At 66.8% G+C, this 24,814-nt stretch carries 16 protein-coding genes; 2 read left to right on the top strand and 14 right to left on the bottom strand.

Annotation, left to right across the window (positions count from 1 at the left end; translation table 11 throughout):
• The 13 genes from PLC66_RS00930 to PLC66_RS00870 form a co-directional block, all read right to left on the bottom strand.
• Entirely contained in the window at positions 1–789 is a 789-nt protein-coding gene (locus tag PLC66_RS00930; protein ID WP_324536970.1) for a Na(+)-translocating NADH-quinone reductase subunit C, read from the bottom strand.
• Entirely contained in the window at positions 779–1,993 is a 1,215-nt protein-coding gene (locus PLC66_RS00925) for an NADH:ubiquinone reductase (Na(+)-transporting) subunit B (RefSeq protein ID WP_324536968.1), read from the bottom strand. Before PLC66_RS00925 ends, PLC66_RS00930 begins: the two co-directional genes overlap by 11 nt.
• Positions 1,994–1,995: 2 nt before the next feature.
• On the bottom strand, positions 1,996–3,348 hold the full coding sequence (locus tag PLC66_RS00920) for a Na(+)-translocating NADH-quinone reductase subunit A (RefSeq protein ID WP_324536966.1): 1,353 nt from the start codon (positions 3,346–3,348) through the stop codon (positions 1,996–1,998).
• A gap of 206 nt (positions 3,349–3,554) precedes the next feature.
• Entirely contained in the window at positions 3,555–4,754 is a 1,200-nt protein-coding gene (locus PLC66_RS00915) for an acetyl-CoA C-acyltransferase (protein WP_324536964.1), read from the bottom strand.
• A gap of 39 nt (positions 4,755–4,793) precedes the next feature.
• Positions 4,794–7,196, bottom strand: a complete 2,403-nt coding sequence (locus tag PLC66_RS00910) for a 3-hydroxyacyl-CoA dehydrogenase/enoyl-CoA hydratase family protein (RefSeq protein WP_324536962.1) — start codon at positions 7,194–7,196, stop codon at positions 4,794–4,796.
• A gap of 32 nt (positions 7,197–7,228) precedes the next feature.
• Positions 7,229–9,211, bottom strand: coding sequence for a 3-hydroxyacyl-CoA dehydrogenase NAD-binding domain-containing protein (locus PLC66_RS00905; RefSeq protein ID WP_324536960.1), 1,983 nt, complete (start codon positions 9,209–9,211; stop codon positions 7,229–7,231).
• Complete coding sequence (locus PLC66_RS00900) at positions 9,211–10,491, bottom strand: acetyl-CoA C-acetyltransferase (RefSeq protein ID WP_324536958.1); 1,281 nt, start codon at positions 10,489–10,491, stop codon at positions 9,211–9,213. Before PLC66_RS00900 ends, PLC66_RS00905 begins: the two co-directional genes overlap by 1 nt.
• Positions 10,488–12,974, bottom strand: a complete 2,487-nt coding sequence (locus PLC66_RS00895) for an acyl-CoA dehydrogenase (protein WP_324536956.1) — start codon at positions 12,972–12,974, stop codon at positions 10,488–10,490. The genes PLC66_RS00900 and PLC66_RS00895 overlap by 4 nt, the downstream gene beginning before the upstream one ends.
• 78 nt (positions 12,975–13,052) lie before the next feature.
• On the bottom strand, positions 13,053–13,766 hold the full coding sequence (locus PLC66_RS00890) for a TetR/AcrR family transcriptional regulator (protein WP_324536954.1): 714 nt from the start codon (positions 13,764–13,766) through the stop codon (positions 13,053–13,055).
• Between the two features lie 91 nt (positions 13,767–13,857).
• Positions 13,858–16,197: an efflux RND transporter permease subunit gene (locus PLC66_RS00885; protein WP_324537083.1), complete on the bottom strand. Its 2,340-nt coding sequence runs from the start codon at positions 16,195–16,197 to the stop codon at positions 13,858–13,860.
• Positions 16,197–17,171 (bottom strand): WD40/YVTN/BNR-like repeat-containing protein, encoded by a 975-nt coding sequence (locus tag PLC66_RS00880; RefSeq protein WP_324536952.1) that lies wholly within the window; start codon positions 17,169–17,171, stop codon positions 16,197–16,199. The genes PLC66_RS00885 and PLC66_RS00880 overlap by 1 nt, the downstream gene beginning before the upstream one ends.
• Positions 17,172–17,187: 16 nt before the next feature.
• On the bottom strand, positions 17,188–18,519 hold the full coding sequence (locus PLC66_RS00875; protein ID WP_324536950.1) for a DUF1329 domain-containing protein: 1,332 nt from the start codon (positions 18,517–18,519) through the stop codon (positions 17,188–17,190).
• Positions 18,520–18,549: 30 nt separating this feature from the next.
• Positions 18,550–20,610, bottom strand: coding sequence for a DUF1302 domain-containing protein (locus tag PLC66_RS00870; protein WP_324536948.1), 2,061 nt, complete (start codon positions 20,608–20,610; stop codon positions 18,550–18,552).
• 309 nt (positions 20,611–20,919) lie between these two features.
• On the opposite strand from PLC66_RS00870, the gene PLC66_RS00865 reads away from it, so the two are divergent.
• The gene (locus PLC66_RS00865; protein ID WP_324536946.1) at positions 20,920–22,725 is read left to right on the top strand and encodes an ABCB family ABC transporter ATP-binding protein/permease; all 1,806 of its coding nucleotides are present in this window, start codon (positions 20,920–20,922) and stop codon (positions 22,723–22,725) included.
• A 107-nt stretch (positions 22,726–22,832) separates the two neighbouring features.
• Positions 22,833–23,843, top strand: a complete 1,011-nt coding sequence (locus PLC66_RS00860; protein WP_324536945.1) for an asparaginase — start codon at positions 22,833–22,835, stop codon at positions 23,841–23,843.
• Between the two features lie 10 nt (positions 23,844–23,853).
• On the opposite strand, the gene cysB is transcribed toward PLC66_RS00860, so the two are convergent.
• Positions 23,854–24,795: an HTH-type transcriptional regulator CysB gene (cysB, locus tag PLC66_RS00855; RefSeq protein WP_324536943.1), complete on the bottom strand. Its 942-nt coding sequence runs from the start codon at positions 24,793–24,795 to the stop codon at positions 23,854–23,856.
• Positions 24,796–24,814 lie beyond the last annotated feature (19 nt).

The raw sequence follows: 24,814 nt of genomic DNA, 5'->3' as shown, positions 1-24,814 counted from the left end.
TCACGCCTCCTTCGAGCGCAGCTTGGCAAGGAAGGGGCCGAAGCCCTGCTCGCCCAGCCAGAACTTCAGCAGATTATCGACGCCGTTGCTGGTGAGCGTGGCGCCGGCCAGGGCATCGACCTGATGGATGGCCGCCGAGCTCTGCGGGTCCACGCCACCCTTGACGATCTGCACCGCGACCTCGCCCTGATCGTTGAACAGTTGCTTGCCCTCCCACTGCCGGCGCCAGCGCGGGTTGTCGACCTCGCCGCCGAGGCCGGGGGTTTCGGCGTGCTCATGAAAACCGAGGCCGACCACGGTGTTGAGGTCGCCCTTGAGCGCCATGAAGCCGTGCAGGGTCGACCACAGACCGTAGCCGCGGATCGGCAGGATCAGGGTCTCGATGCGGCCTTGCTCATCCTCGATCATGTACACCGTGGTGTAGCGCTCGCGCCGCTTGATCGAGGCGATGTCCTCGTCCTTGGTCAGGCGCACCGACTGCTGCGGGTCCTTGGCCGCCTTGAGCGGATCGAAGGTCGCGGCGTCGAAGTCGTCGGCGAACTCGCCGCTCTCGAGATTGACCAGCCGCGCCTTGATGGTGTCGCCGAACAGCGCGCGCACCTGCGCCGCAGGCAGCTCGCGGCCGCCCATGCCGGCGATGGCCGCGATGCTGCGCTGCTTGTCGAGCAGGCGGTTCTGGGTCTGCAGCGGCTTCAACGAAACCGCCGCCCCGGCCACGAAGACGGAGCTGACGAGGCTGACCGCCAGCGCCACCGTCAGGGTGCGGGATATGGATTCCTTATTGGACATCGCGCGCGAGCCTCCGCTTGATGTTGGCCGCCACCACGAAGTGGTCGATCAGCGGCGCGAAAAGGTTGCCGAACAGGATGGCCAGCATGATGCCTTCGGGGAAGGCCGGATTCACCACGCGGATCAGCACGGTCATGACGCCGATCAGCGCGCCGAAGATCCACTTGCCGGTGTCGGTCATCGAGGCCGAGACCGGGTCGGTGGCCATGAAGATCATGCCGAAGGTGAAGCCGCCCATCACCAGGTGCCAGTACCAGGGCATGGCGAACATCGGGTTGGTGTCGGAGCCGATGGCATTGAACAGCAGGCTCATCGCCACCATGCCGAGGAAAACGCCGAGGACGATCCGCCACGATGCAATCTTCATGACTAGCAGCACTGCGCCGCCGATCAGGATGGCCAGCGTGCTGGTCTCGCCGATCGAGCCGTGCACCGTGCCGAGGAAGGCATCCCACCAGGTGATGCCGCCCGCCATGATGGCCTCCAGACCGCCCGAGGCGCCGAAGGACAGCATGGTCGCGCCGGTGTAGCCGTCGACCGCGGTCCACACCGCGTCACCCGACATCTGCGCCGGATAGGCGAAATACAGGAAGGCACGGCCAGTCAGCGCCGGGTTGAGGAAGTTCTTGCCGGTACCGCCAAAGACCTCCTTGCCAACGACGATGCCGAAGCTGATGCCGAGCGCGACTTGCCACAGCGGCATGTCGGGCGGACAGATCAGCGCGAACAGCACCGAGCTGACGAAGAAGCCCTCATTGACCTCGTGCTTGCGGATGGCGGCGAACAGCACCTCCCAGAAGCCCCCGACAATGAAGGTCGTCAGGTAGATCGGCAGGAAGTAGGCCGCGCCATGCAGGAAGTTGGCCCACAGGCTGGCGGGATCGAAACCGGCGATCCCGCCCAGCAGCGCGAAGCGCCAGCCTTCCTGGGCCGCCATCAGCTCGGCATTGGACGCGAGAATGGTGTTGGCCTGGTAGCCAACGTTCCACATGCCGAAGAACATCGCCGGGAAGGTGCACAGCCACACCGTGATCATCATGCGCTTGAGGTCGAGACCGTCGCGCACGTGGGCGGTGGTGCGGGTGACACTGCCGGGCTTGAACAGGCCGGTGTCGATGGCTTCGTACAGAGCGTAGAACTTCTCGTACTTGCCACCCTTTTCAAAGTGATGCTCGATGCTGTCGAGCCAGGAGCGCAGACCCATTCTCAACCCTCCTTCTCGATGCGTGTGAGGTTATCCCGCAGGATGGGACCGTATTCGTACTTGCCCGCGCACACGTAGGTGCACAGCGCCAGGTCTTCTTCGTCGAGCTCGAGCGCGCCGAGCTTCTGCGCGGTATCGGTATCGCCGACGATCAGTGCCCGCAGCAGCTGCGTGGGCAACACGTCGAGCGGCATCACCTCTTCGTAGTTGCCGATCGGCACCATGGCGCGCGGACTGCCGTTGGTCGTGGTGGTGAAATCGAACAGCTTGCCCGGCGACAGCTTCGAGATGTAGAGGTTCATCACGGAATGTTTCTCCACGCCGGCGCGCAGGTAATGCAGCATCTCGCGCTCGGTGCCTTCCTCGAGGCAGGACGCCTGCAGGTGGTAGCGACCGAGGTAGGCACAGGCGCCGCGCGAGGTGCGACCACCGAACACGGAACCCGAGATCACGCGTACCTTCTTGCCCACCTTGATCTCGCCCGCGGTCAGCTCGTCCAGGCTGGCCCCCAGACGCGCACGCACCAGACGGGGCTTGGCGACCATCGGCCCGCCGAGCGCGACCACGCGCTCGGTCCACAGTCGCCCGCTGGCAAACAGCTTGCCGATCGCGATCACGTCCTGGTAGTTCAGGTACCACACGCTCTTGTGCGCGCCGACCGGATCGACAAAGTGGATGTGCGTGCCGGCAAGCCCTGCCGGATGCGGACCCGCGAAGGTCTCGGCGCTGACGTTGCCCTGCTCGACACCCGGCATCTGCGTGCCCTCGCCATGACAGACGACGACACGACCCATGCGCGCGAGCACCTTGAGGCCGCGCGCGAAGTCGTCCTTGTGCTCGGCAATGACCACGGTCGGATCGGCTGCCAGCGGATGGGTATCGATGGCCGTCACGAAGATCGAGCGGGGCTTGCTGTCGATCGCCGGCACCTTGCTGTAGGGGCGCGTGCGCAATGCCGTCCATAGGCCGGACTCGATCAGGTTCTCGCGCACCTTGGCGTCGTCCAGGGTGTCGATCTGAGCATCGCTGTAACGGGCGAAATCGACTGCGCTGTCGGCCGCATCCTCGCCCTCGAGATCGATCACCACCGACTGCAGCACGCGCTGCTCGCCACGATGGATCGCACTGACCGTGCCGGCACCCGGTGCGGTAAACACCACGCCGGGGGTCTTCTTGTCGGAAAAAAGGACCTGCCCCAGCTTCACCCGATCACCGACCTGCACCGCCATGGTCGGCTTCATGCCGTGGTAGTCGAAGCCGATGACGGCCACGCTGCGCACGGGACGACCGTCCTCGATGCGCTGCGCGGGTGCGCCGGTGATGGGCAGGTCCAGACCGCGTTTGATTCTTATCATGCGCCTCTCGCCCAAAGACTCGTGGGAATGGACGAGACCGCCGTCTGGCCGTCACGGGACCCCTCTGCCCCGCGACGTCGGGTCGGTCCCGCGTCTACAAACACGCGGATTATAAAAGATTGTTACCTGCCGATCACGCCGAACCAGCAACAACCCGGTCCCGATCCGTAGTTTCCACAACGCGGGCCGACCACCGCAGGATCGCGTCAGACGCGTTCAAACACCGCCGCCGCACCCATCCCGGTGCCGATGCACATGCTGATCATCCCAAAGCGCAGCGAAGGATCGCGCCGCATCGCCGACACCAGCGTCGCCGTGCGGATCGCCCCGGTCGCGCCGAGCGGATGGCCCAGCGCGATCGCGCCACCAAACGGGTTCACCCTCGCCGGATCCAGGTCGAGCTGGCGCATCACCGCCAGGGCCTGGGCCGCGAAGGCCTCGTTGAGCTCGGTCCAGCCGATGTCAGCGAGCGGTGTGCCGGCCAGCTTCAGGGCGCGCGGAATCGCCTCGATCGGGCCGATGCCCATCACCTGCGGGGGCACCCCGGCCACCGCATAGCTGGCGAAACGGGCGATCGGCTGCAGGTCGTAGCGCTTGACTGCGGTCTCGCTCATCAGCAGCACGGCGGCCGCGCCGTCCGACATCTGCGAGCTGTTGCCGGCGGTGACCGAACCGCGCGCGGCAAACACCGGCTTGAGCTTCGCCAGCCTGTCGATTGCAGCGTCCGCGCGCGGCCCCTCGTCCTGCTCGACGCTGTGCTCGGCGATGCGCACCGTGCCGTCCGCGCCCGGTGCGTAGGACTTCACTGCGTAGGGCAGGGTCTCGTCGCGGAAGTGGCCTGCCGCGATCGCCGCGCAGGCACGGCGATGCGACTCCACCGCAAAAGCGTCCTGATCCTCGCGGCTCACGCCCCACTGCTGCGCAACCTTCTCGGCCGTCAGTCCCATGCCGTAGGCGATGGCGAGGTTCTCTGCGCGGGCGAAGATCTGCGGGTTGAGGCTGACCTTGTTGCCCATGATCTGCGGCATCGCACTCATGCTCTCGGTGCCGGCCGCAATCATCACGTCGGCCTCGCCGAGCCGGATGCGGTTGGCGGCATCGGCCACCGCCTGCAGGCCCGAGGCGCAGAAGCGGTTGATGGTGATGCCCGGCACCGCATCCGGCAGGCCGGCGAGCAGCAGGCCGATGCGGGCGACGTTCATGCCCTGCTCCGCCTCGGGCATGGCGCAGCCGGTGATGACGTCGCCGATCTCGTTGCCATCGAGATTGGGCACCTTCGCCACGACCTCGCGCAGCACCGTCGCCAGCATGTCGTCCGGGCGCACGTGGCGGAAGGCGCCGTTGCGCCTGGCCACCGGGGTGCGGAGCGCGGCAACGATGTAGGCGTCCTGAATCTGTTTGCTCATGGTTCTCGTCCTCGATCCGTTGCCATCACGGGATGGCGATCAATTGCGCAGGGGCTTGCCGGTTTCGAGCATGTGCGCAATGCGCTGCTGGGTCTTGTCGGTCTTCAGCAGCTCGACGAACTGGGCGCGCTCGACGTCCAGGATCCACTGCTCGCTCACCCGGCTGTTGGTATCGACCTCGCCACCACACAGCGCGGTCGCCGCGGCTTTCGCCACGCGGTAGTCGTGCGCCGAGATGAAGCCGCCCTCGGCCATGTTCAGCAGCAGCATCTCGCAGGTCGCGATGCCGTTGCGCCCGGCCACGCTGACCTGCGGATTGAAGAGCGGCGGCCGCCAGGCCGACTCGGCCATCGCCCGCGCGCGGCTGATCGCGGCGTGAAGGATCTCGTGGGCATTGAACACGACGTCGTCGCCCGCCCGCCCAAAACCGAGCTGCACCGCTTCCAGCGCGCTCTTGGCGACGGTCGCCATGGCGATCGTCTGGAAGGCGGTCTGGACGTAAGGGAAGACATCCCCACCTGCCGCCCGCTGGGCCAGCGCATGGGCCTGCAGGGCGAACTCCTTGCTGCCGCCGCCGGCCGGAATCAGCCCCACCCCCGCCTCCACCAGGCCGACATAGCTCTCGAGCGCGAACACGCGGTGCGCCGCATGCATCGCGAACTCGCAGCCACCGCCCAGCGCCATGCCCTGCACGGCCGCCACCACCGGCACCTGCGCGTGCTTGATCGCCATTGCGGTGTGCTGGAACCTCGCCACCATGCGCTCGAGCAGGTCGAACTGCCCGGCGCGGCAGGCCTCGCTCACCTGCTGCAGGTTGGCGCCGACGGCAAACGGTGCCGCGTGCCAGATCACCAGGCCATCGAGCTCGGCCTCGGCACGCGCGATGGCTTCGAGCATGCCGTCCATGACCTCGTCGCCGATCGCGTGCATCTTCGAGAGGATCGACACGATACCGATGCGCGCATCCTGGTCGGCTCGCCGCCACAGGCGCACGCCGGCGTTCTCCCACAAGGTCTCGCCGCGATCGTCCGGCGCCTCGCCGAGGACACGGTCAGGGTAGAGCTGACGCTGATACACCGGCAGCGAGGCACGACGCTTCAAGCTGTTCTCGGCGGCACTATAGGAGCCCGCCGGGGCGTGCACGCCCTCGCGCTCGAACACCCAGGCCGGCAAGGGCGCGGCCGCCATCGCGCGGCCATGGTCGATGTCCTCGCGAATCATCGCCGCAACCTCCTTCCAGCCCGCGGCCTGCCAGGTCTCGAACGGCCCCTGCGCCCAGCCGAAGCCCCAGCGCATGGCCAGGTCGATGTCGCGGGCGTTATCGGCGATGTCGCCCAGATGCACGGCGCAGTAGTGGAAGACGTCGCGGAAGATGGACCATAGGAACTGCGCCTGCGGGTGGGGGTGGGCGGCAAGCTGGGCGAACTTCTCCGCCGGGTTCTTCAGCTTGAGGATGTCCTCGACATCGGGGAAGACCTCGCCGCCGCTGTCGCGGTAGTCCTGCAGGTGCAGGTCGAGCACCTGGATCTGCCTGCCCTGCTTGCGGTAGATGCCGCAATTCGTCTTCTGTCCGAGCGCACCCTTGGCGACGAGTGCCTGCAGCCAGGCGGGCGTGATGAAATGCGCCGCCCACGGGTCGCGCTGATCGCCACTCGCGCCTTCGCCGAGGGTGGCCTGCATGGAGCCGAGCACATGCACCAGGGTGTCGAGGCCGACCACGTCGGCGGTGCGGAATGTTGCACTCTTCGGTCGGCCGATGCGCGGGCCGGTCAGCAGATCGACCTCGTCGAAGGTCAGCCCGAGACGTTGCGTGTGGTGCAGCACGGCGAGGATGGAAAACACGCCGACGCGGTTGGCAACGAAGCTCGGCGTATCCCTGGCGCGCACGATGCTCTTGCCGAGGCGGCTGACGAGCCAGGCTTCAAGGCCGTCGAGCACGCCGGCATCCGTGTCCGCAGTCGGGATCAGTTCGACCAGGGGCATGTAGCGCGGCGGGTTGAAGAAGTGAATGCCGCAGAAGCGCGCCCGGCCCTCCACCGGCATGCCGGCCGACAGCGCCGTGATCGACAGGCCGGAGGTATTGGTCGCAAACACCGCGTCGGGCTTGAGGTGGGGCGCGACCTTCGCATACAGGTCGAGCTTCCACTCCATCTTTTCGGCGATCGCCTCGATGACGAGGTCGCATTCGGCGAGCCGACCGAGGTCGCTGTCGTAGTTGGCGGCCTCGACGTACTGGGCACGGTCCTTGGCCGCAAAGGGGGCGGGATCGAGCTTCTTCATGCCGGCCAGCGCCCCGGCGGCGATCGCGCTGGCCTCGCCTTCCTTCGCCGGCAGGTCGAACAGGATCACCGGCACGTCGGCATTGGCGCAGTGCGCGGCAATCTGCGCCCCCATCACGCCGGCGCCAAGCACGGCGACCTTGCGAATGATCAGTTTGTTCACGTCTCCCTCCTCATCGGACATTCAGGGTGCATTCAGGATCGCGCGGCGGCGTAGTGCAGCGGGCCGCCGGTGTGCGGCGCAAAGCCGGTGCCGAAGATCACGCCTGCATCGGCAAGCTCGGCATCGGCCACCACGCCCGCGTCCACACAGCGTTGCACCGCAGCCAGCAGCGGGGCGATGACGCGATCGGCGAGACCGGCAGGGACGGGCGCGGGCGCATTGCCTTCGGCTCCCCCCTTGCCCTCGCCTTTCACCGCCTTGCCATCGACCCAGCGGTAGTAGCCCTCGCCGCTCTTGCGCCCGAGCTTGCCTTCGCCAACCAGCTTCAGCAAGCGCGCCGGCGGCTCGGCACCCGCGCCGGCGAGCCCCTTGCCGGCGGCCACCGCAATGTCCAGGCCCACGGTATCGACCAGTTCGATCGGCCCCATCGGCATGCCGAAGGCTGTCAGCGCCGCATCGACCGTCGCGGGTGCAATGCCCTCCTCCACGCAGCGCAGCGCCTCGAGCATGTAGGGCCCGAGCACCGCGTTGACCAGGAAGCCGGGCGCGCTCTTCACCGGCAGCGGCAGCTTGTCGATGCTGCGCACGAAGCCGGTGGCGCGACGCAGGACATCGGGGGCCGTCGCCTCCCCCTGTACCACCTCGACCAGCGGCAGTTGCGGTACCGGATTGAAGAAATGGATCCCGACCAGTCGCGCAGGGGCCTTCAGCGCGGTCGCGATGTCCTCCAGCCGCAGGCTGGAGGTATTGGTGGCGAGCACCGCGTCCGGACGGGCGCCGCGCTCGAGCGCGGCGAACAGGCTGCGCTTGGCTTCAAGGTTCTCGAAGATCGCCTCGATGATCAGGTCGGCGCGCGCCACGCCGTGGCCCTCGGGATCCGGGATCAGGCGATCGAGCGCGAAGCGCAGCTGGCGCGCATCGCCCTTGTGACGGCGCTCGAACAGCTTCGCGGCACGCTGGATCGCGGGCGCGATACGCTCGACCGACTGGTCCTGCAGCGTCACCATCAGGCCGCGCAGCGCGCACACCGCGGCGATGTCGCCGCCCATGACGCCGGCGCCGACCACATGCACATGTCGCGGGGCGAAATCACTGTCCTTGCCGAAGGCTTTCAGGCGCTCCTGCAGGAAGAACACGCGTACCAGGTTACGCGCGGTCGGCGACGCGACGATCGCCTCGAGCGAGGCCGGCTCACCCGCAGGCACGGCCAGCGCATTGCCGCCATGGCGCTCCCAGATGTCGATGATGGCGAAAGGCGCCGGGTAGTTCGCCCGGCTCACCTTGGCCGCCGTCTGCTTGCGCGCCCTGTCGGCGACCAGCTTGCGCAGCGGGCCGTTGAGCGCGAAACGCAGCGCCCGCTGCGGCAGCGACAGCGTGCGCCCCGGCTTGTCGGACAGCGCCAGGATGCGCGCCGCCGGCTCCATCACCCGCGGCGGAACACAGTCGTCGGCCAGGCCGAGACGCTTCGCTTTCTTCGCGTCCACGCTCTTGCCGGTCAGCATCAGGTCGAGCGCCGCCGCCGGGCCGATCGTCTGCGGCAGGCGCAGCATGCCGCCCCAGGCCGGCACGATGCCCAGCATGACCTCTGGCAGGGCCAGGCGCGTACCCGGCTCGTCGACCACCAGGCGATAGCGGCAGGCGAGCGCGAGCTCCAGCCCGCCCCCCATGCAGTGACCGCGGATCAGCGCCAGGGTCGGGTAGCGCACGGCAGCAAGGCGGTTGAACAGCGTCCAGCCGTGCTCGACCAGCGCGCGTGCGGCCGCGGGCGACGCGAGACGGGAAAAGGCCTCGATGTCGGCGCCGGCGATGAAACCGGCAGGCTTGGCGGAGGCGATCACCAGCGCACGGGGAGACGAGGCATCGAGCGCATCAAGCACCGAGGACAGTTCGTCCATCACCTCGGTCGACAGCACGTTGGTGCTGGCCCCGGCCTTGTCAAGGTCGAGCCAGGCCAGCCCGTCGTCCTCGCGGCGCAGATGCCAGTGCTGCCAGATCGGTTGCACATTCACGCTCATCACACCGTCTCCACCAGCATTGCCCCGCCCTGCCCGCCGCCGATGCAGATCGACGCCATCCCACGCCCACCGCCCGTGCGGCGCAGCACATGGAGCAGGTGCAGCACGATGCGTGCACCGCTCGCGCCCACCGGATGGCCGATCGCCACCGCGCCGCCATCCACGTTCAGGCGCGCGGCATCGGGGGCACCCGGTGCCGCCGTGCCGAAGTGCTCGCTGCAGTAGGCATCATCGGCCAGCGCACGCAGGCAGGCGATGACCTGGGCGGCGAACGCTTCGTTGAGCTCCCAGGCGTCGAGCTCGTTCGGCGCGAGGCCATGGCGTTGCAGGATGGGTAGCGCCGCATGCACCGGCCCGAGCCCCATCTGCTCGGGAGCCAGGCCCGCCCACTGGCTGTCGACGATGCGACCGAGCGGCGTCAGGCCGAGTCGCTCGACGGCGTCCTCCGACGCCAGCACCAGCCACGCCGCGCCGTCGGTGATCTGCGAGCTGTTGCCGGGCGTGACGCGGCCATACTTCTTGTCGAAGAAGGGCTTGAGCTTGCCCAGGTTCTCCACCGAGGAGTCGCGCCGCACACCGTCGTCCGCGGCGTGCACCGCGCCGTCGCGGTCGATCAAGGGGACAATCTCGTCGCGGTAATGTCCCGCATCCTGGCCGGCGACCACGCGGCGGTGGCTGTCGACGGCATAAGCATCCATTTCCGCCCGCGTGATGCCGAACTTCCACGCCAGGTTCTCGGCCGTCTGACCCATCAACTGGCCGACGATGGGGTCGGTCAGCCCCTTCATGATGCCGATCACCGGCGCGAGGTCGCCCAGGCGCAGGGATCTCAGCGTGGCAAGCTTCTGCACCGGCGTCTTCGCTGCATACCATCCCGCCAGCCAGCGCACCATCCGGTCGGAAAACAGCAGCGGCGCGTGCGACAGCGCATCGACGCCGCCGGCCAGCACCAGATCGCTGCGCCCGCACTGGATGTTGGCGATCGCGGAATCGAGCGCCTGCATGCCCGAGGCGCAGTTGCGCATCACCGTCCAGCCGGGCACGGCATTGCCACAGCCCATGCGCAGCGCGACCACGCGGCCGATATTCACCTCGTCCGCCGAGGGGCTGGCGCAGCCCAGGATGACCTCGTCGAGCCGGTCAGGCGCAAAGGGCTGACGCAGCAACAGGGCGCGCCCGGCAGCGGTGGCGAGGTCCGAGGCGGTGAACGGCCCCGGCGCGTTGCGCGCCTTCAGGAAGGGCGTGCGCGCGCCATCGACGACATAGACGCGCAGGCTCATGCCGCGACTCTCAGCGCGGGGGCCGAATCGGGCGCCTCGTCGAGCGCTGCCTTGAGACCGAAGTCGTAGGGAAAGTCATCCACCCGGATCACCTTGTCGCGCAGGGTGTTGCGGCGCTCGACGAGGCGATACTCCTCCTCGCTGATCACGCCCGCGGCGCGCGCGCGGCGCCAGACTTCGTCGACGTCGCCACCGGTCATCAGCCCGGGCTGCAAGCGACCACTGCGCTGCGCCTCCTTTAGCTTGGCCTCGATCGGCTCGGCCGCGACGGTGGCGATCAGCGCCGCTTCGAGCGCGCCGACCGGCTCGTCTACCGTGTCGGGCAGGTAGACGTCGGCAGTCAGCCGGTCACGCGTGGGCGAGGGCTCGATCAGCAAGGCGGCGACCTGGTGGCCGAGCGTGTCGGAGGGCACAACATAGGGCCGACCGAGCGGGAACACCACCAGCCGGCGCAACAGGAAAGCGGCAAGCTTGTTCGGGAAGTTGGCGATCACCCCCTCGAAGGCGAGCTGGATGCGGAACATGCAGTCCCAGATCGCCCAGTGCATCAAGGGCGCATCCGCCGCCTGGCGGCCTTCCGCCTCGTAGCGCTTCAAGGTCGCGGTGGCCAGGTACATCAGCGACAGGATGTCGCCCAGACGGGCGGAGAGCTTCTCCTTGCGCTTGAGCGCGCCACCCAGCGTGCCCATGGAGATGTCGGCTATGAAGGCAAAGGCGGCCGAGAAGCGCGTCAGCTGCTGGTAGTAGCGCCGCGTCTCGGGCGCCACACCCTCGGGCACCTTGACGAAGTGCGAGCCGGTGAGTCCCATCACCACCGCGCGCGCCGCGTTCGACACGGTGAAGCCGACATGTCCCCACAAGGCCTTGTCGAAAGCCTCGAGGTCGCCCTGCTGTGCCGAGTGCATCTCGTCGAGGACGTAGGGATGGCAGCGGATCGCGCCCTGGCCGAAGAGGATCAGGCTGCGGGTGAGGATGTTCGCGCCCTCGACCGTGATGCCGACCGGAATCTGCTGGTAGGCGCGACCGAGGAAGTTCTGCGGCCCGAGGCAGATGCCCTTGCCGCCGATCACGTCCATGCCATCGTTGACCACCTGGCGGGTACGCTCGGTGACGTGGTACTTGACGATGGCCGACACCACCGAGGGTTTCTCGCCGAGATCGATTGCACCGGCAGTCATGACGCGCGCGGCGTCGCACAGATAGGTGTTGGCGCCGATGCGGGTGAGCGCCTCCTCCACGCCTTCGAAGCGGCCGATCGCGGTCTTGAACTGGTAACGCACGCGGGCATAGGCGCCGACGCTGCGTGCGGTGAGCTTCTGCATGCCGGTGTTGGAGCCGGGCAGCGAGATCGCGCGCCCGGCGGCCAGGCACTCCATCAGCATGCGCCAGCCCTGGCCCGCCATCTTGGGGCCGCCGATGATGAACGCCAGCGGCATGAAGACGTCCTTGCCACGCACCGGTCCGTTCATCCACACCGCATTGAGCGGGAAGTGGCGGTTGCCGATCTCCACCCCGGGGTGATCATGCGGCACCAGCGCACAGGTGATGCCGAAGTCCTCGGTTTCGCCGAGCAGGTGGTCGGGGTCGTACAGGCGGAAGGCGAGACCGAACACCGTGCACACGGGCGCCAGCGTGATGTAGCGCTTGTCGAAGGAGACGCGCATGCCGAGCACTTCCTCGCCATCCCATATGCCCCTGCACACGACCCCGGCATCGGGAATGGAGGCGGCGTCCGATCCCGCCCAGGGGCTCGTCAGGGCAAAGGCGGGAATCTCGCGCCCGCTTGCCAGGCCGGGCAGGTAGTGCTGCTTCTGCTCGGGCGTGCCGTAGTGCAGCAGCAGCTCGGCCGGACCCAGCGAGTTCGGCACCATGACCGTGACCGCCGGCGCCGACGAGCGCGTCGACAGCTTGGTGATGACTTGCGAATGCGCATAGGCGGAGAAGCCCTTGCCGCCATACTCGCGAGGAATGATCATGCCGAGAAAGCCCTTGTCCTTGATGAACTGCCACACCTCGGCGGGCATGTCCTGCTTCTGGGTGCACGCCCAGTCGTTGGTGAGGCGGCATAGCTCCTCGGTCTCGTTGTCGAGGAAGGCCTGCTCCTCGGGGCTCAGCTTCGGCCACGGGTAGGAACGGAAGCGCTGCCAGTCCGGGCTGCCACCGAAAAGCTCGCCCTCCCACCACACGGTACCGGCTTCCAGCGCATCCTTCTCGGTCTGCGACATGCTTGGCAGTGCGCGCCGAAAAGCCTTGAAGATCGGCCCCGTCACCCACTTGTGGCGCAGCGACTCGGCCATGAACACGCCGAAGAAGGCGGACAGCAGCGCCATCGCCAGCAAGGTCCAGCCCACCGCCCAATCCGCCGCCCACCCGATCGCGGCAAGCCATGCGAGGCCCGCCCATAGCCAGGCAAAAAGAGGCGCTCGCCCGTAGGCGAGCGCACCTGCCAAGGGAGGGAGGGAAAGCAGCAAGAACCAGCTCATGTCTGTCTCCAGATCGTCGTCATTCCTGGGCGCCGCGCCTTGCTCAGGCACGGCATTGCATTGATCGATGCGACAGGCTCAGGTCGCATCCGGGGTCCTCGCCGTGCGCGAGGGTCGGGGCGCGGCGTTCACAAAATCGGGCAAGGGCGCGCGCAAGCCGCCGAGCAGGAAGGAAATCAGCCGCGGCAGCATGCGCGCGGGGTCCTCATCGTCGAAATGCCCGGCGAACAACTGCAGCGCATCCGTGCCCGCGATTGCATAGGACGTGGCGCCCATCATGAAATGGAAGCGCCACAGGATTTCCTCGCGCGGCACGCCGGGCAAGGATTCGTACAGCGCCTGCAGGAAGCGCTGGAGGGTTTCGGCGTACTCCTCGGCGAGGAACTTGCGCACAAAGGCGTTGGGTTCGGTATAGGTTCGTCCGAGCAACTGCATGAAGGTTCGGCCGCCACCGGCGGTGTCGGCCACCATCTCCAGCGAGGGGGTGAAAAAGGCCTCCAGCACCTGGCTCGGCTTGAGCCCAGCGCCCTGACCGCGCGCCTGAGCCTCGGCACGATCCAGCGCCGCGATGCGGGCCTGGTTCAGCTCGCCCAGCCGACGCTTGAAGACCTCGTGAATCAGGCTGTCCTTGGTGCCGAAGTGGTAGTTCACCGCCGCCAGGTTGACGCCCGCCGCAGCGGTGATCATGCGCATCGAGGTGCCATCCAGCCCATGCTGGACGAACAGCGCCTCGGCGGCGTCGAGGATGCGGCTACGCGTTTCGGGGCCAGGCTTGCCGGAGTGGGTGCTCATTGATGTCTCCTGAACGAGCTGGAGCTCATTCAAACGTTCGTTTGAATTCTATGCCTAGCGTTCGCGCTGTCAAGAAATTTGATGCCCGGATTCAAGCTTTCTTGGACGTTCGCTCAGGTCGCGTCCGCAGCAGCAAGGCCGCGAGCGAGGGCAGCAGCAACAGGGCACCCAACATGTTGATGATGAACATGAAGGCCATCAGCAGCCCCATGTCGGCCTGAAACTTCAGCGCCGAGAAGGTCCAGGTGCCGACACCCACCGCCATCGTGGTGGCGGTGAACATCACCGCCGTGCCGCGCTGGCTCAAGGCCTGAAAGAAGGCATCAGGCAGCGTGTCGCCATGGCGGAAGCGATGCGCCATCCGTTCATAGAAATAGATGCCGTAATCGACACCAATCCCGACCGCGATCGCGACCACCGGCAGGGTCGAGACCTTGAGCCCGATGCCCAGCACCGCCATCAGGGCATTGCAGAACACCGCCGCGATCATCAGCGGCAGGATGATGCACAGGGTCGCCCGCCAGGAGCGGAACTCGAGGAAGAACAACAGGCTGATGGCGCCGAACACCAGCAGCAGGATGGTGACGGAGGCCGCATCGACCGCCTCGTTGGTCGCCGCCATGACACCCACGTTGCCGGAGGCGAGCAGGAAATCGAGCCGCTCGCTGCGGTTGGCCTCGCGGAAGGCCTTCACCTCGCGAATGACGTGCGCGATGGTCGCGCCCTCGTGGTCGCGGGTGAAGATCAGCACCTGCATCGCGCTGCAGTCCGTATTGAGCAGGCCGGTGCTGGTGTCGACCGGCGTCACCGACTGCGCCAGCACGGTCGGGTTGCGCGACAGCACGCGCCACTTCGGATTGCCCTCGTTCCAGCCGGCGTTGATCGTCTTCGCCACGCCGGGCAGGCCGACCACGCTCTGCACCCCCTGCACGCCACGCATCGTCGTCTCGAAGCGGTCGATGGTGTCCATGATCTCGAAGTCGGTACAGGCACCATCGACACCCGTCGACTGCACGATCACCGACAGCACATCCACCCCGATCGAGAACGAATCGACGATTGCCGCCGCATCCTGGTTGTAGCGCGAATCCTCGTGCAGTTCCGGGATGCCGTGACCGAGGTCGCCGGTACGCAGGTCGCGCGCCTTCCAGGTCGCCGCCCCCAGCAGCAGGGCGGTGATGAGCAGCACCACGGTGGCGCGGCGCGGTTCGGCCAGGGTGCGCAGGCGATCCCACAGCCAGTGGTCCTTGGTCTCCGCGCCGATGGTGCGCTGCATCTCGCGGCCACCCAGGCGCGTCCATGACAGCAGCAGCGGCAGCAGAAGCATGTTGGTGATGAGGATCAGGCCGACGCCGAGGCCGGCCGTCAGTGCCAGCTCGCGCACCATGTCGATCTCGATGCGAATGATGACCAGGAAGCCCACGACGGTCGTCGTCAGCGCCATCGAACCGGGCAGGAACAGGCGCTGAAAGGCATTCTGGGCGCCCGCCAGCGGCCCCGCGCCGGCCATGATCTCGAGCCGCCAGGCATGCGTCATCTGTACCGCATGGCTGACGCCGATGGCGAAGATGAGGAAGGGAACGAGGATGGACATGGGGTCGATGCCGAAGCCGATCAGCGGCAGCAGTCCCATCAGCCATACCACGGGCACCATGGCGCAGAGCAGGGTCAGTGCGGCCAGCCTGACCGAGCCGGAATACAGAAACAGCAGCACCGCGGTGATGCCGAAAGCGACGAGGAAGAACAGCAGCACACCGCGCGCGCCATCGGTGATGTCGCCCACCGCCTTGGCAAAACCGATTACATGCACATCCAGGCCCTCGCCCGCATGGCGTGCACGCAGGTCCTCGAGCTGGCGGGCCACCGCGAGGTAGTCGAGGCGCGCGCCAGTGTTCGGGTCGATCTCGAGCAGTTCGGCGCTGATCATCGCCGCGCGATGGTCGTTCGACACCAGGCGCCCAACGCGGCCGGACTTGAGCACGTTCTCGCGCACCGTCTCGAGGTCTTCGGCCGTGCCTTCGAAGTCGGCCGGGATGACGTTGCCGCCGGCAAAGCCGGCCTCGACCACCTCGATGAAACGCACATTGGGGGTGAACAGCGAGGTCACCGTGGCGCGATCCACGCCCGGGATGAAGAAGACCTCGTCGGTGGCCGCCTTCAGGCTGCGCATGAAGTCGGGATTGTAGATGTCCCCCTCGTGCTGGCGCAGCGCCACCAGCACGCGGTTGGCCCCGCCGAAGGTATTGCGATAGGCCATGAAGGTCTGCATGTACGGGTGCTCGAGCGGGATCATCTTCTCGAAGCCGGCATCCACCTGCAGGCGGCTCGCGGAGGCGCCCAGCAGCACGGTGAGCACGACGAACAGCCCCAGCCAGAAGCGCCGTCGCCGGAACAGCAGCAGGCCAAGGAACTCGACGAGCGACTTCAGCATCACGAACGCCCTCCGTCCACGCGCGGCAATGGCAGGCGATCGGCGCCCTCCTCACCCACCAGCACCACTTCGTCCGCCCCTGCCTCGGCCAGCGCCGCGCGGGTGCGGCGATCCACCCGCTCCACGCGCACGAAGCTGCGCCCCTCATCCTCGCTCACCAGCACCACGCCGTTCTGCCCCACCAATACCACGCGGCCGTCGCCCAGCACCCGCCCTCCGAACAGCGAACCCTGCACCTCGGTCGCCACTTCCTGCCAGGTCTCACCGCCGTCGTCCGATCGAAACACGTGGCCGCGCATGCCATAGACGAGCACCGCGCCGCGAGGCAGCGCGAGCGCACCGAAATACGAGCCCGAATAGGGCGACGCGAGCGCCTGCCAGGTCGCACCCCCATCCTGCGAGCGCAACAGCGTGCCGGCCTCGCCGGCGATCACGAAGACGTCCTCGTCCACGCGGACGATCGCATTCAGGTGTAGCGCCTCCTCATTTGCTTCGAGCTCGCGCCGCTCCCAGCTCGCGCCGCCATCGACGGTGAGTTCGAAGCGGCCATAGGCGCCGACGGCGAAGCCGCGCCCACCTTCGTCCAGCCACACGCCCAGCAGCGGCTCCTCGGCCTCGGCGTCGCGCTGGACCTCCGACCACGACTCGCCGCCGTCGTCGCTGCGCAGGATCAGCGCGTCGTGGCCGACCGCCACCACACGCTGAGCATCGACGAAGCGCACCGCCGTCAAGGTCGTCGTGCTCGGGGTCTGTGCCGCACGCCACGCCGTGCCGCGATCGTCGGAGACGAAGATATGGCCGCGCTCGCCCACGGCGATCAGGCGGCCGTCCTCACGCGCCGCAACATCAAGCATCTGCAGGTGGCCGATGCGGACCTGTGTCAGCGGCATCGGCGGATCGCTGCGCGGCGAAAATGCAAACGCCACCGCGGCAAGCACGAAGCCGACGAAGAGGACTCCAATCACTCGGTGCATGGCCACCCCCTCAGGATCAGCGCGTACCCACCCCACGCAGGCCGGCCGGCGTGAAGTCCGCCGGGCGCGCCTCGATCACGTTGTAGACCCGCGGTTCATCATTACGCAGCCCCATGGCGATGTAGCGACCCGACTGCAGGTCGTGGTGCACCTCGAGGTTGGGATAGACCATCGGGATGTCGTACCAGTTGATGGTGTGCAGCTCCGACACACGCCAAAGCTGATCGCGGGCGTCGTACTTGTCCACCGCCAGAATCGACCACGAATCCTCGTCCAGGTAGAAGGTGCGGCGCTTGTAGCTGTGGCTGGTGCCGTCCTTCAACGTCGAATCGACGACCCACACGCGATGCAGCTCGTAACGCGCCAGATCGGGATTGACGTGCCCCGGCTTCAGCACATCCGCCATCGACACCGTGTTTCCGACCAGCTTGTAGGCGTTGTACGGGACAAAGATCTCCTTCTTGCCCACCAAGGTCCAGTCGTAGCGGTCGATCGCACCGTTGTACATGTCGAAGTCGTCGTTGGTGCGCAGGCCATCGGCGGCCGTGCCCGGATTGTCGTAGGCGACGTTGGGCGCCAGGCGCACGCGACGCTGGCCCGGGTTGTAGGTCCAGGCCTGGCGCCGGTCGAGGAACTCATGCACCAGCAGGATCTGCCCGGCCAGGCGCGCGGGCGCGGTCACCGTCTGCAGGAAGTTGAACAGCTTGCCAGCCTCGATCTGATCGGGCCGCTTGTTGAGGCTGCCGTAGTGGAAGTCGTACTGGTATTCGAAACGCACCGGCGTGTAGGTGCCCTGGCGCGTCACCGCGGCCTGGCTCCAGTTCATCGCGTAAGACTCGCCGCGATAGCGCGCGAGGTGGTTCCAGATCGCCTCGGCCCCATTCTGCGGGATCGGGAAGGGAATGCCGCCGGTCGTGCCCTCGATCGTGCGCCCGCCGTCGACCAGCTTTGCGCGGCTGGCGTTGGCGATGGTCTGCTCGTAATGCGCCTGCGGGAAGGCCGCACTGCGGCGCGTCGGATAGACATTCATCTTCCAGCTTGGATAGGTCTTGAGCAGCGCGACCTGCCCCGGGGTGAGGCGGTCGGCATACTGCTCGGCGTTCGACCCATCGATGGAGAACAGCACCGCATCGGCCGCGAAGGGGTCCGCGTAGTGCCCGCCCGGCTGATGCCCGGCCGGCGCCGAACTCAGGCCGCCGTCCCAGGCCGGGACCGTGCCTGCCGCATTGCCGGCGCGCTCCGCCCCCATGGGCGTGAGCGCCTGTCCCAGACGCGATGCATCGGCCATGGCCGGCGCCGCCAGTGCCACTGCGAGCGCCGCTCCGAGAATCGTGAAAGTCTTGCGCATGTCGTAGGTCTCCGGATCCGATGTGGTTACTCAGAACGAGTAGCTGACGCTGATAGACAGGAAATCGCGGTCATAGAGGGGGTTGGTGTGACTGGCGTAGGTTTGCGCCTGACCAGCCGTATTGGCAACGGGATCCGTGCCACCGATCTTCTTGCCTCCAAAGAAGGTGCTGTAGGCGATATCGGCCTGCCAGTTCTGACGGTAGTTCATCCCCAAACCAAGCGTGACCGCCTTGGCTCCTTCGTTAAAGGTCGGACTGCGCCCACTGACGTCGTGAGAAAAAGCAATGCGCGGCGAAACGTTCACGCCGGCAAAGAGATTCGGGTAGTCAAAGCGCGCTAGCAGTCGATAGCCCCAGGAGTTTTCAGACATGAAACAGTTGGAGTCGGTCGAGCCAAAAGAAGCGCTAAGCGATGAACCAGGCTGAGGCAGATGGCAGCCAGCCGCAGCAAACTTCACCCCCGAGGGCAATTGCAGGTGCGTGTAACCAAGTTCGCCAACGAGCACCATTTGCTCCGCACCAAGTACCTGACTGACGGCCTTAGTTCCGGTCATCTGCACTTGGTGCATCTTCACCCGGCGATACCCAGCAATCTCGTCGCCGTAGCTCACTGCATTAAGGTCTGCTGGCGTCGTCCCCGTGATCTGGTTAGGAATACCTAACGCCGCACCGAGCAGTTCAGCAGATGGAAGCTGCAAGGGCTGGTTGTGCCGGTAGGAATACTCACCCTGCAGGGCGATGCCGGCCGGGCCTTCCGTATTGAAACTCAGGCCAAACAGTTTGATGTTCTTCGGGTAATCGACGAAGTACGTGCCGCGACCACCCGAGGCGAGCGACGTTCCGCAAGCCGCGTTGGTCGCATTTAAAGCTGAGAGCTGAGTCGCGGCACCAATTGCTGCCAAAGGATTCCCTGGGCTCAATACGTTCGCAAGACCGAGAATGTTGGCCTGGGTATGAAGGAAACCAAAAGTCGGAATATCAAGCACATTGCAGCCCGGAATCGCAGGGGCAACGGGGATCCCTGCCGCGCCGAGCACTGGTGCGCCTCCGACAGGAAGCGGCCCGGCAATTGACCCAGGAGCGGTGATCCCCCCCCGATAACCCGAAACGAACGGAGTACGGCTGTGGTAATTCACGTGATAGAAGCCAATTTCGGTGTGATTGAGTTGCGGCAAGAATGCCCGCAGCGCGAGCCCATATTCCTCGCCATTACCGGGCTCACGATCACGCGATCTGGGCGCAACCAACGCACCAGCCGGGTCGGCAGGGAATAACCCCGAAGGTGGCGCGCCAAGCGCGACATTTCCGTCGTTCCGGCGACCAAACCCGGTATAGGCATTGCTGCCCCCCGCCGACACGAAATCGTTCGTGCTGAAGAAGGTGCCCGCCGGCTCGATCTTGGTCTTCTCCCACTCCGCCATCCACACCAGTTCCGCGCTGACGTTGTCGGTCAGCTCCTGCGAAGCCCACAGCATGCCGATCGGCGTCAGACCCTCGCGCAGTTCCGAGCCGGGGATGCGCAGGCGGCTCACATTCACCGGGTTCAGAATGTTGATGCCGTTCTGGATGAAGGTGCTCTCGCCCCAGCTCACGACCTGGCGGCCGGCACGCAGGTTCAGCGTTCGGCCACCCAGCTCGAAGCGACCACGCACATAGGCATCCAGGATCTCGGCATCGCGCCCCAGCTCGCTGCGGGCGGCATTGCTCATGCCGCTCTTGTTCATGAAGGCGTGGTCGTAGAAGTAGGAGGCGCGGAAGAAGGCGCCATAGTTGCGATAGTTGAGCTCCAGATCGTGGGTCGCCTTGAAGGCCAGCGACACCATGTCGCCCTTGTCGTACTTGAGGTTGCCGTCGTCGGAGTTCGGGTCGCGCGAGGTCCCGCCGTTGGCGATGCTGATCAGCGAGGACTCGCGGTCCTGCATCCGCCACAATCCGCCCACCGACAAGGTGGTATCGAAGCTGCCGGTCAACTCGCCGCTGGCACTGCTGAATTCGAAGGCCTGCACGGTCGCAGGCGCAATGAAGGCAAGCAGGACAGCGGACGCCAGGATGGCGCGGCGCGGCTCGGCTCGGTGTTTGATCCGATTCATTGGACTCCTCCTTGGTGACGGCTCCGCGCTCCTTGGCGGGCGGGGGTTTCTTTATTGATGCGGGCTAATGCGCGGATTGATTCTTCTAATTCAAACGTTTGTTTGAATACTACAAAGTCCTGCTACCAAGTCAAGCCGGTGTCCGTGCTTTTCCTCACGGAACCCGGCACCAATTTGACGCGGGCCCACGCTGCCAACAGAATCCGCTGCCTGCATGCCGTTGTCCGGCCCGGGGCCGGCGTATTGCCGCGCTCTTCCCGCGCGCGTCGATGCCGAGCCGGACACCCTCTCGCCCAACTGGACCCCTTCATGAGACGCGCCCCTGCTGCCGCCCTGCCCGGCCCCGAGCCCACCGAACGCCGCGACTGGCAGACGCTGAAGAGCCTCATCCCCTTCATCTGGGCTTACAAGGGCCGAGTCATCTTCGCGCTCGCCTGCCTGGTCGCCGCGAAGGGGGCCAACGTCTCGGTGCCGCTGGTGTTCAAGCATGTGATCGACGACCTGACGATCACGCCCGAGCAGGCCTTCCTCATCGTGCCGGCCACGCTGCTGCTCGCCTACGGCGTGCTGCGCTTCTCGACCTCTCTGTTTACCGAGCTGCGCGAGGTGGTGTTCGCGCGGGTGACGCAGCAGGCGGTGCGCGAGATCTCGCTGCGCGTGTTCCGCCATCTTCACGCGCTGTCGCTGCGCTTTCATCTGGAGCGCCAGACCGGCGGACTGACACGCGACATCGAACGCGGCACGCGCTCGATCGGTTCGTTGATCAGCTACACGCTGTACTCCATCCTGCCGACGCTGATCGAGATCGGCATGGTGATCGCGATCCTGCTGGTGCAGTATGACGCGGTGTTCGCGCTGATCACGCTGACGGCGCTGGTCCTGTACGTGGGCTTCACGGTCAAGGTCACCAACTGGCGCACCGCGCTACGGCGCCAGGCCAACGAGCTCGACTCGGCCGCCAATGCACGTGCGATCGACAGCCTGATCAACTTCGAGACGGTCAAGTACTTCAACAATGAGGAGTTCGAGGCCCGGCGCTACGACGAGCAGTTGAGCAAGTGGATCAAGGCGCAGATCACCAACCAGTACTCGCTGTCGGCGCTCAACGTCGGTCAGGCGGCGATCATCGCGGTCGCCGTCACGGCAATGATGTGGCAGGCGGCGATCCGGGTAGCCAGCGGCGAGATGACGATCGGCGACATCGTGCTGGTGAATGCCTTCATGATCCAGCTCTACATCCCGCTCAACTTCCTCGGCGTGCTGTATCGCGAGATCCGCCAGTCGCTGACCGACATCGAGCGCATGTTCGGCCTCATGCACCAGCATCGCGAGATCGCCGACGCGCCCGACGCGCGCAGCCTGGCCAGCGGGCCGGCGAGCGTGCGCTTCGAGAACGTCAGCTTCGCCTATGACGCCAAGCGCCCGATCCTGTTCGACGTCGATTTCGACATCCGGGCCGGCCGCACGGTGGCGATCGTCGGCCAGTCCGGCTCGGGCAAGTCGACACTCGCGCGCCTGCTGTACCGCTTCTACGACGTGCAGGGCGGCGCGATCCGCATCAACGGCGAGGACATCCGCCAGCTGACCCAGGACAGCCTGCGCGCGGCGATCGGCATCGTGCCGCAGGACACGGTGCTGTTCAACGACACCCTGTTCTACAACATCCAGTACGGCCGGCCCGCGGCCTCGCGCCAGGAGGTCGAAGCCGCCGCGCGCGCAGCGCAGCTCGAGGACTTCATCGGCCAGCTGCCGGAAGGCTACGAGACTCGCGTCGGCGAGCGCGGCCTCAAGCTCTCCGGCGGTGAGAAGCAGCGCGTCGCCATCGCGCGTGCGCTGCTGAAGAACCCCGCCATCCTGATCTTCGACGAAGCCACCTCAGCCCTCGACTCCAAGACGGAGAAGGCAATCCAGGCGCAGATCATGCGTGCCGCCGAGGGGCGTACCGCGCTCGTGATCGCCCACCGCCTGTCGACGATCATGGACGCCGACGAGATCATCGTGCTCGACAAGGGGCGCATCGTGGAGCGCGGCCGTCACACCCCGCTGCTGGCCGCCGGCGGCGCCTATGCGCAGATGTGGCTGCTGCAGCAGCAGGAGGAAGCGGCGCAGGATTGAGTGCAGCGGTCCTGCACGGACTTGAGACACCGACGATCCATTAGAATCTGCGCTCGTCTCATCGTCATCCCCCCTCCACCACCGCGCCCGCTCGCACCGAGGCTGTCTTGACCACCGCCCTGAGCCCCCGCAAACCCCGCATCGTCCTGCTCGCCACGGGCGGCACGATCGCCGGCACCGCCAGCTCCGCAACCGACACGCGCGGCTACACCGCGGGCCAGCTCGGCGCCGAAGCCCTGGTGGCGGCGGTGCCGCAGCTCGCCCGTCTGGCCGAGCTGACCTTCGAGCAGCTGTTCAATATCGACAGCAAGGACATGACGCCGCAGCACTGGCTGCTGCTGTCGCGCCGCGTGCAGATGCTGGCCGCGCATCCGGCGGTGGACGGGATCGTCATCTCGCATGGCACCGACACGCTCGAGGAGACCGCCTACTTCCTGCAGATCACGGTGAATGCGAGCAAGCCGATCGTGATGACCGCGGCGATGCGCCCGGCGACGGCCTTGTCGGCTGACGGGCCGCTCAACCTCTACCAGGCGGTCGAGCTCGCCTGCCGCCCGGCGGCCGCGCGCGCTGGCGTGCTCGCGGTGCTGGGCGACCGCATCCTGCCGGCGGCGAGCCTCGCCAAGCGCCACCCGACCGCGGTCGACGCCTTCAGCACGCCCGACGCACTCAGCGTACTGGCCAGTGACGCGGCCCTGCAGGCGCTCACCCCCTACCGCTACAGCCGCATCAGCCTGCCTGCCGAGCTCGTCACCCTGCCCCCGGTCGAGCTGCTGACGGTCGGCGCCGGGAGCTCGCCCGCGCTGGCTTCTGCGGTGGCCCGCGCCCTCGCACGCGCCAGTCTGCTCACCGGTGGCGCCGGCCTGGTACTGGCGCTGCCCGGCAACGCCAGCCTGCCCGAGAGCTGGCTGCCGGCGCTGCACGAGCTACCGCATGCCGTCCCGGTGGTGCTCGCCAGCCGCTGCGGCGGCGGCGTCAGCGCGCACCATACGGACAGGCCGGGCAACTGGCTCAACGCCGGTGCGCTCGATCCGCTCAAGGCCCGCGTGCGCCTGATCGCCGGCCTGGGCGCCGGCCTGCGCGGCGCGCGCCTGCGTCGCTGGTTCGAGCGCGGCTGAAGGCCCCGCCCTACAGCCCCGGGTCGGACCCCCCGCCCGCAACCGCCGCCTCCACCATGCGCCGCGTCAGGTGCGGCGCGAAGCCCTCGATGAAGGCATACACATAGGCGCGCAGCCAGGCGCGCTTGCGCAAGCCGATCCGCGTCGTGCTCGACTCGAACAGGTGTGAGGCGTCCACCATGCCCAGCCTGCGATCCTCCTCGGCGTCGTAGGCCATGCGCGCCAGGATGCCGATACCCAGGTCGAGCTCGACGTACTTCTTGATCACGTCCGAGTCGATCGCCGACAGCACCACATTGGGCTTCAGGCCCCGCCCGATGAAGGCTTTGTTGATGTGGCTGCGGCCGGTGAAGGCATCGTCGTAGGTGATGATCGGATAACGCGCGATGGCCTCGAGCGTGAGCGGCGACTCGCGCAGGATCGGGTGACGCGGCGTCGCCACCACGCAGCGGTTCCACTGGTAGCAAGGCAGCATCACCAGCTCGTCGTAGTCGGCGATCGCCTCGGTGGCGATGGCGATATCGGCCGTGCCGTCGAGCACCATCTCGCACACCTGGCGCGGATTGCCCTGGTGCAGCGACAGCTTGACCTGCGGGTAGCGCAGCATGAAGTCGCGCACCACGCGGGGCAGCACGTAGCGCGCCTGGGTGTGGGTGGTGGCGATCGACAGGCTGCCGCTCGCCTCGTTGGCGAACTCCTCGCCCACCTGCTGCAGGTTGGCGAGGTCGTGCAGCACGCGCTCGGCGATCTCCAGCACCGCCCGCCCCGGCTCGGTGATATCCACCAGGCGTTTGCCATGACGTACGAAGATCTCGATGCCGAGCTCGGACTCGAGCAGGCGGATCTGCTTGGACACGCCCGGCTGCGAGGTGAATAGCGCATCGGCCGCCTCGGACACATTGAGCCCGCGCCGAGCCACCTCCTGGATGTAGCGCAGTTGCTGGATGTTCATGGCGGCCATCCTATATAAC

It is taken from the genome of Thauera sp., assembly GCF_035444905.1.
Taxonomy (GTDB): domain Bacteria; phylum Pseudomonadota; class Gammaproteobacteria; order Burkholderiales; family Rhodocyclaceae; genus Thauera.
Note: the sequence above shows the minus strand (reverse complement) of the source record. Positions and strands in the feature narration are given on the sequence as shown.

Coding starts and splice junctions, on each gene's coding strand:
- PLC66_RS00930 (WP_324536970.1), bottom strand. CDS start 789: ATGTCCAATAAGGAATCCATATCCCGCACCCTGACGGTGGCGCTGGCG.
- PLC66_RS00925 (WP_324536968.1), bottom strand. CDS start 1,993: ATGGGTCTGCGCTCCTGGCTCGACAGCATCGAGCATCACTTTGAAAAG.
- PLC66_RS00920 (WP_324536966.1), bottom strand. CDS start 3,348: ATGATAAGAATCAAACGCGGTCTGGACCTGCCCATCACCGGCGCACCC.
- PLC66_RS00915 (WP_324536964.1), bottom strand. CDS start 4,754: ATGAGCAAACAGATTCAGGACGCCTACATCGTTGCCGCGCTCCGCACC.
- PLC66_RS00905 (WP_324536960.1), bottom strand. CDS start 9,211: ATGAGCGTGAATGTGCAACCGATCTGGCAGCACTGGCATCTGCGCCGC.
- PLC66_RS00900 (WP_324536958.1), bottom strand. CDS start 10,491: ATGAGCCTGCGCGTCTATGTCGTCGATGGCGCGCGCACGCCCTTCCTG.
- PLC66_RS00895 (WP_324536956.1), bottom strand. CDS start 12,974: ATGAGCTGGTTCTTGCTGCTTTCCCTCCCTCCCTTGGCAGGTGCGCTC.
- PLC66_RS00890 (WP_324536954.1), bottom strand. CDS start 13,766: ATGAGCACCCACTCCGGCAAGCCTGGCCCCGAAACGCGTAGCCGCATC.
- PLC66_RS00885 (WP_324537083.1), bottom strand. CDS start 16,197: ATGCTGAAGTCGCTCGTCGAGTTCCTTGGCCTGCTGCTGTTCCGGCGA.
- PLC66_RS00880 (WP_324536952.1), bottom strand. CDS start 17,171: ATGCACCGAGTGATTGGAGTCCTCTTCGTCGGCTTCGTGCTTGCCGCG.
- PLC66_RS00875 (WP_324536950.1), bottom strand. CDS start 18,519: ATGCGCAAGACTTTCACGATTCTCGGAGCGGCGCTCGCAGTGGCACTG.
- PLC66_RS00870 (WP_324536948.1), bottom strand. CDS start 20,610: ATGAATCGGATCAAACACCGAGCCGAGCCGCGCCGCGCCATCCTGGCG.
- PLC66_RS00865 (WP_324536946.1), top strand. CDS start 20,920: ATGAGACGCGCCCCTGCTGCCGCCCTGCCCGGCCCCGAGCCCACCGAA.
- cysB (WP_324536943.1), bottom strand. CDS start 24,795: ATGAACATCCAGCAACTGCGCTACATCCAGGAGGTGGCTCGGCGCGGG.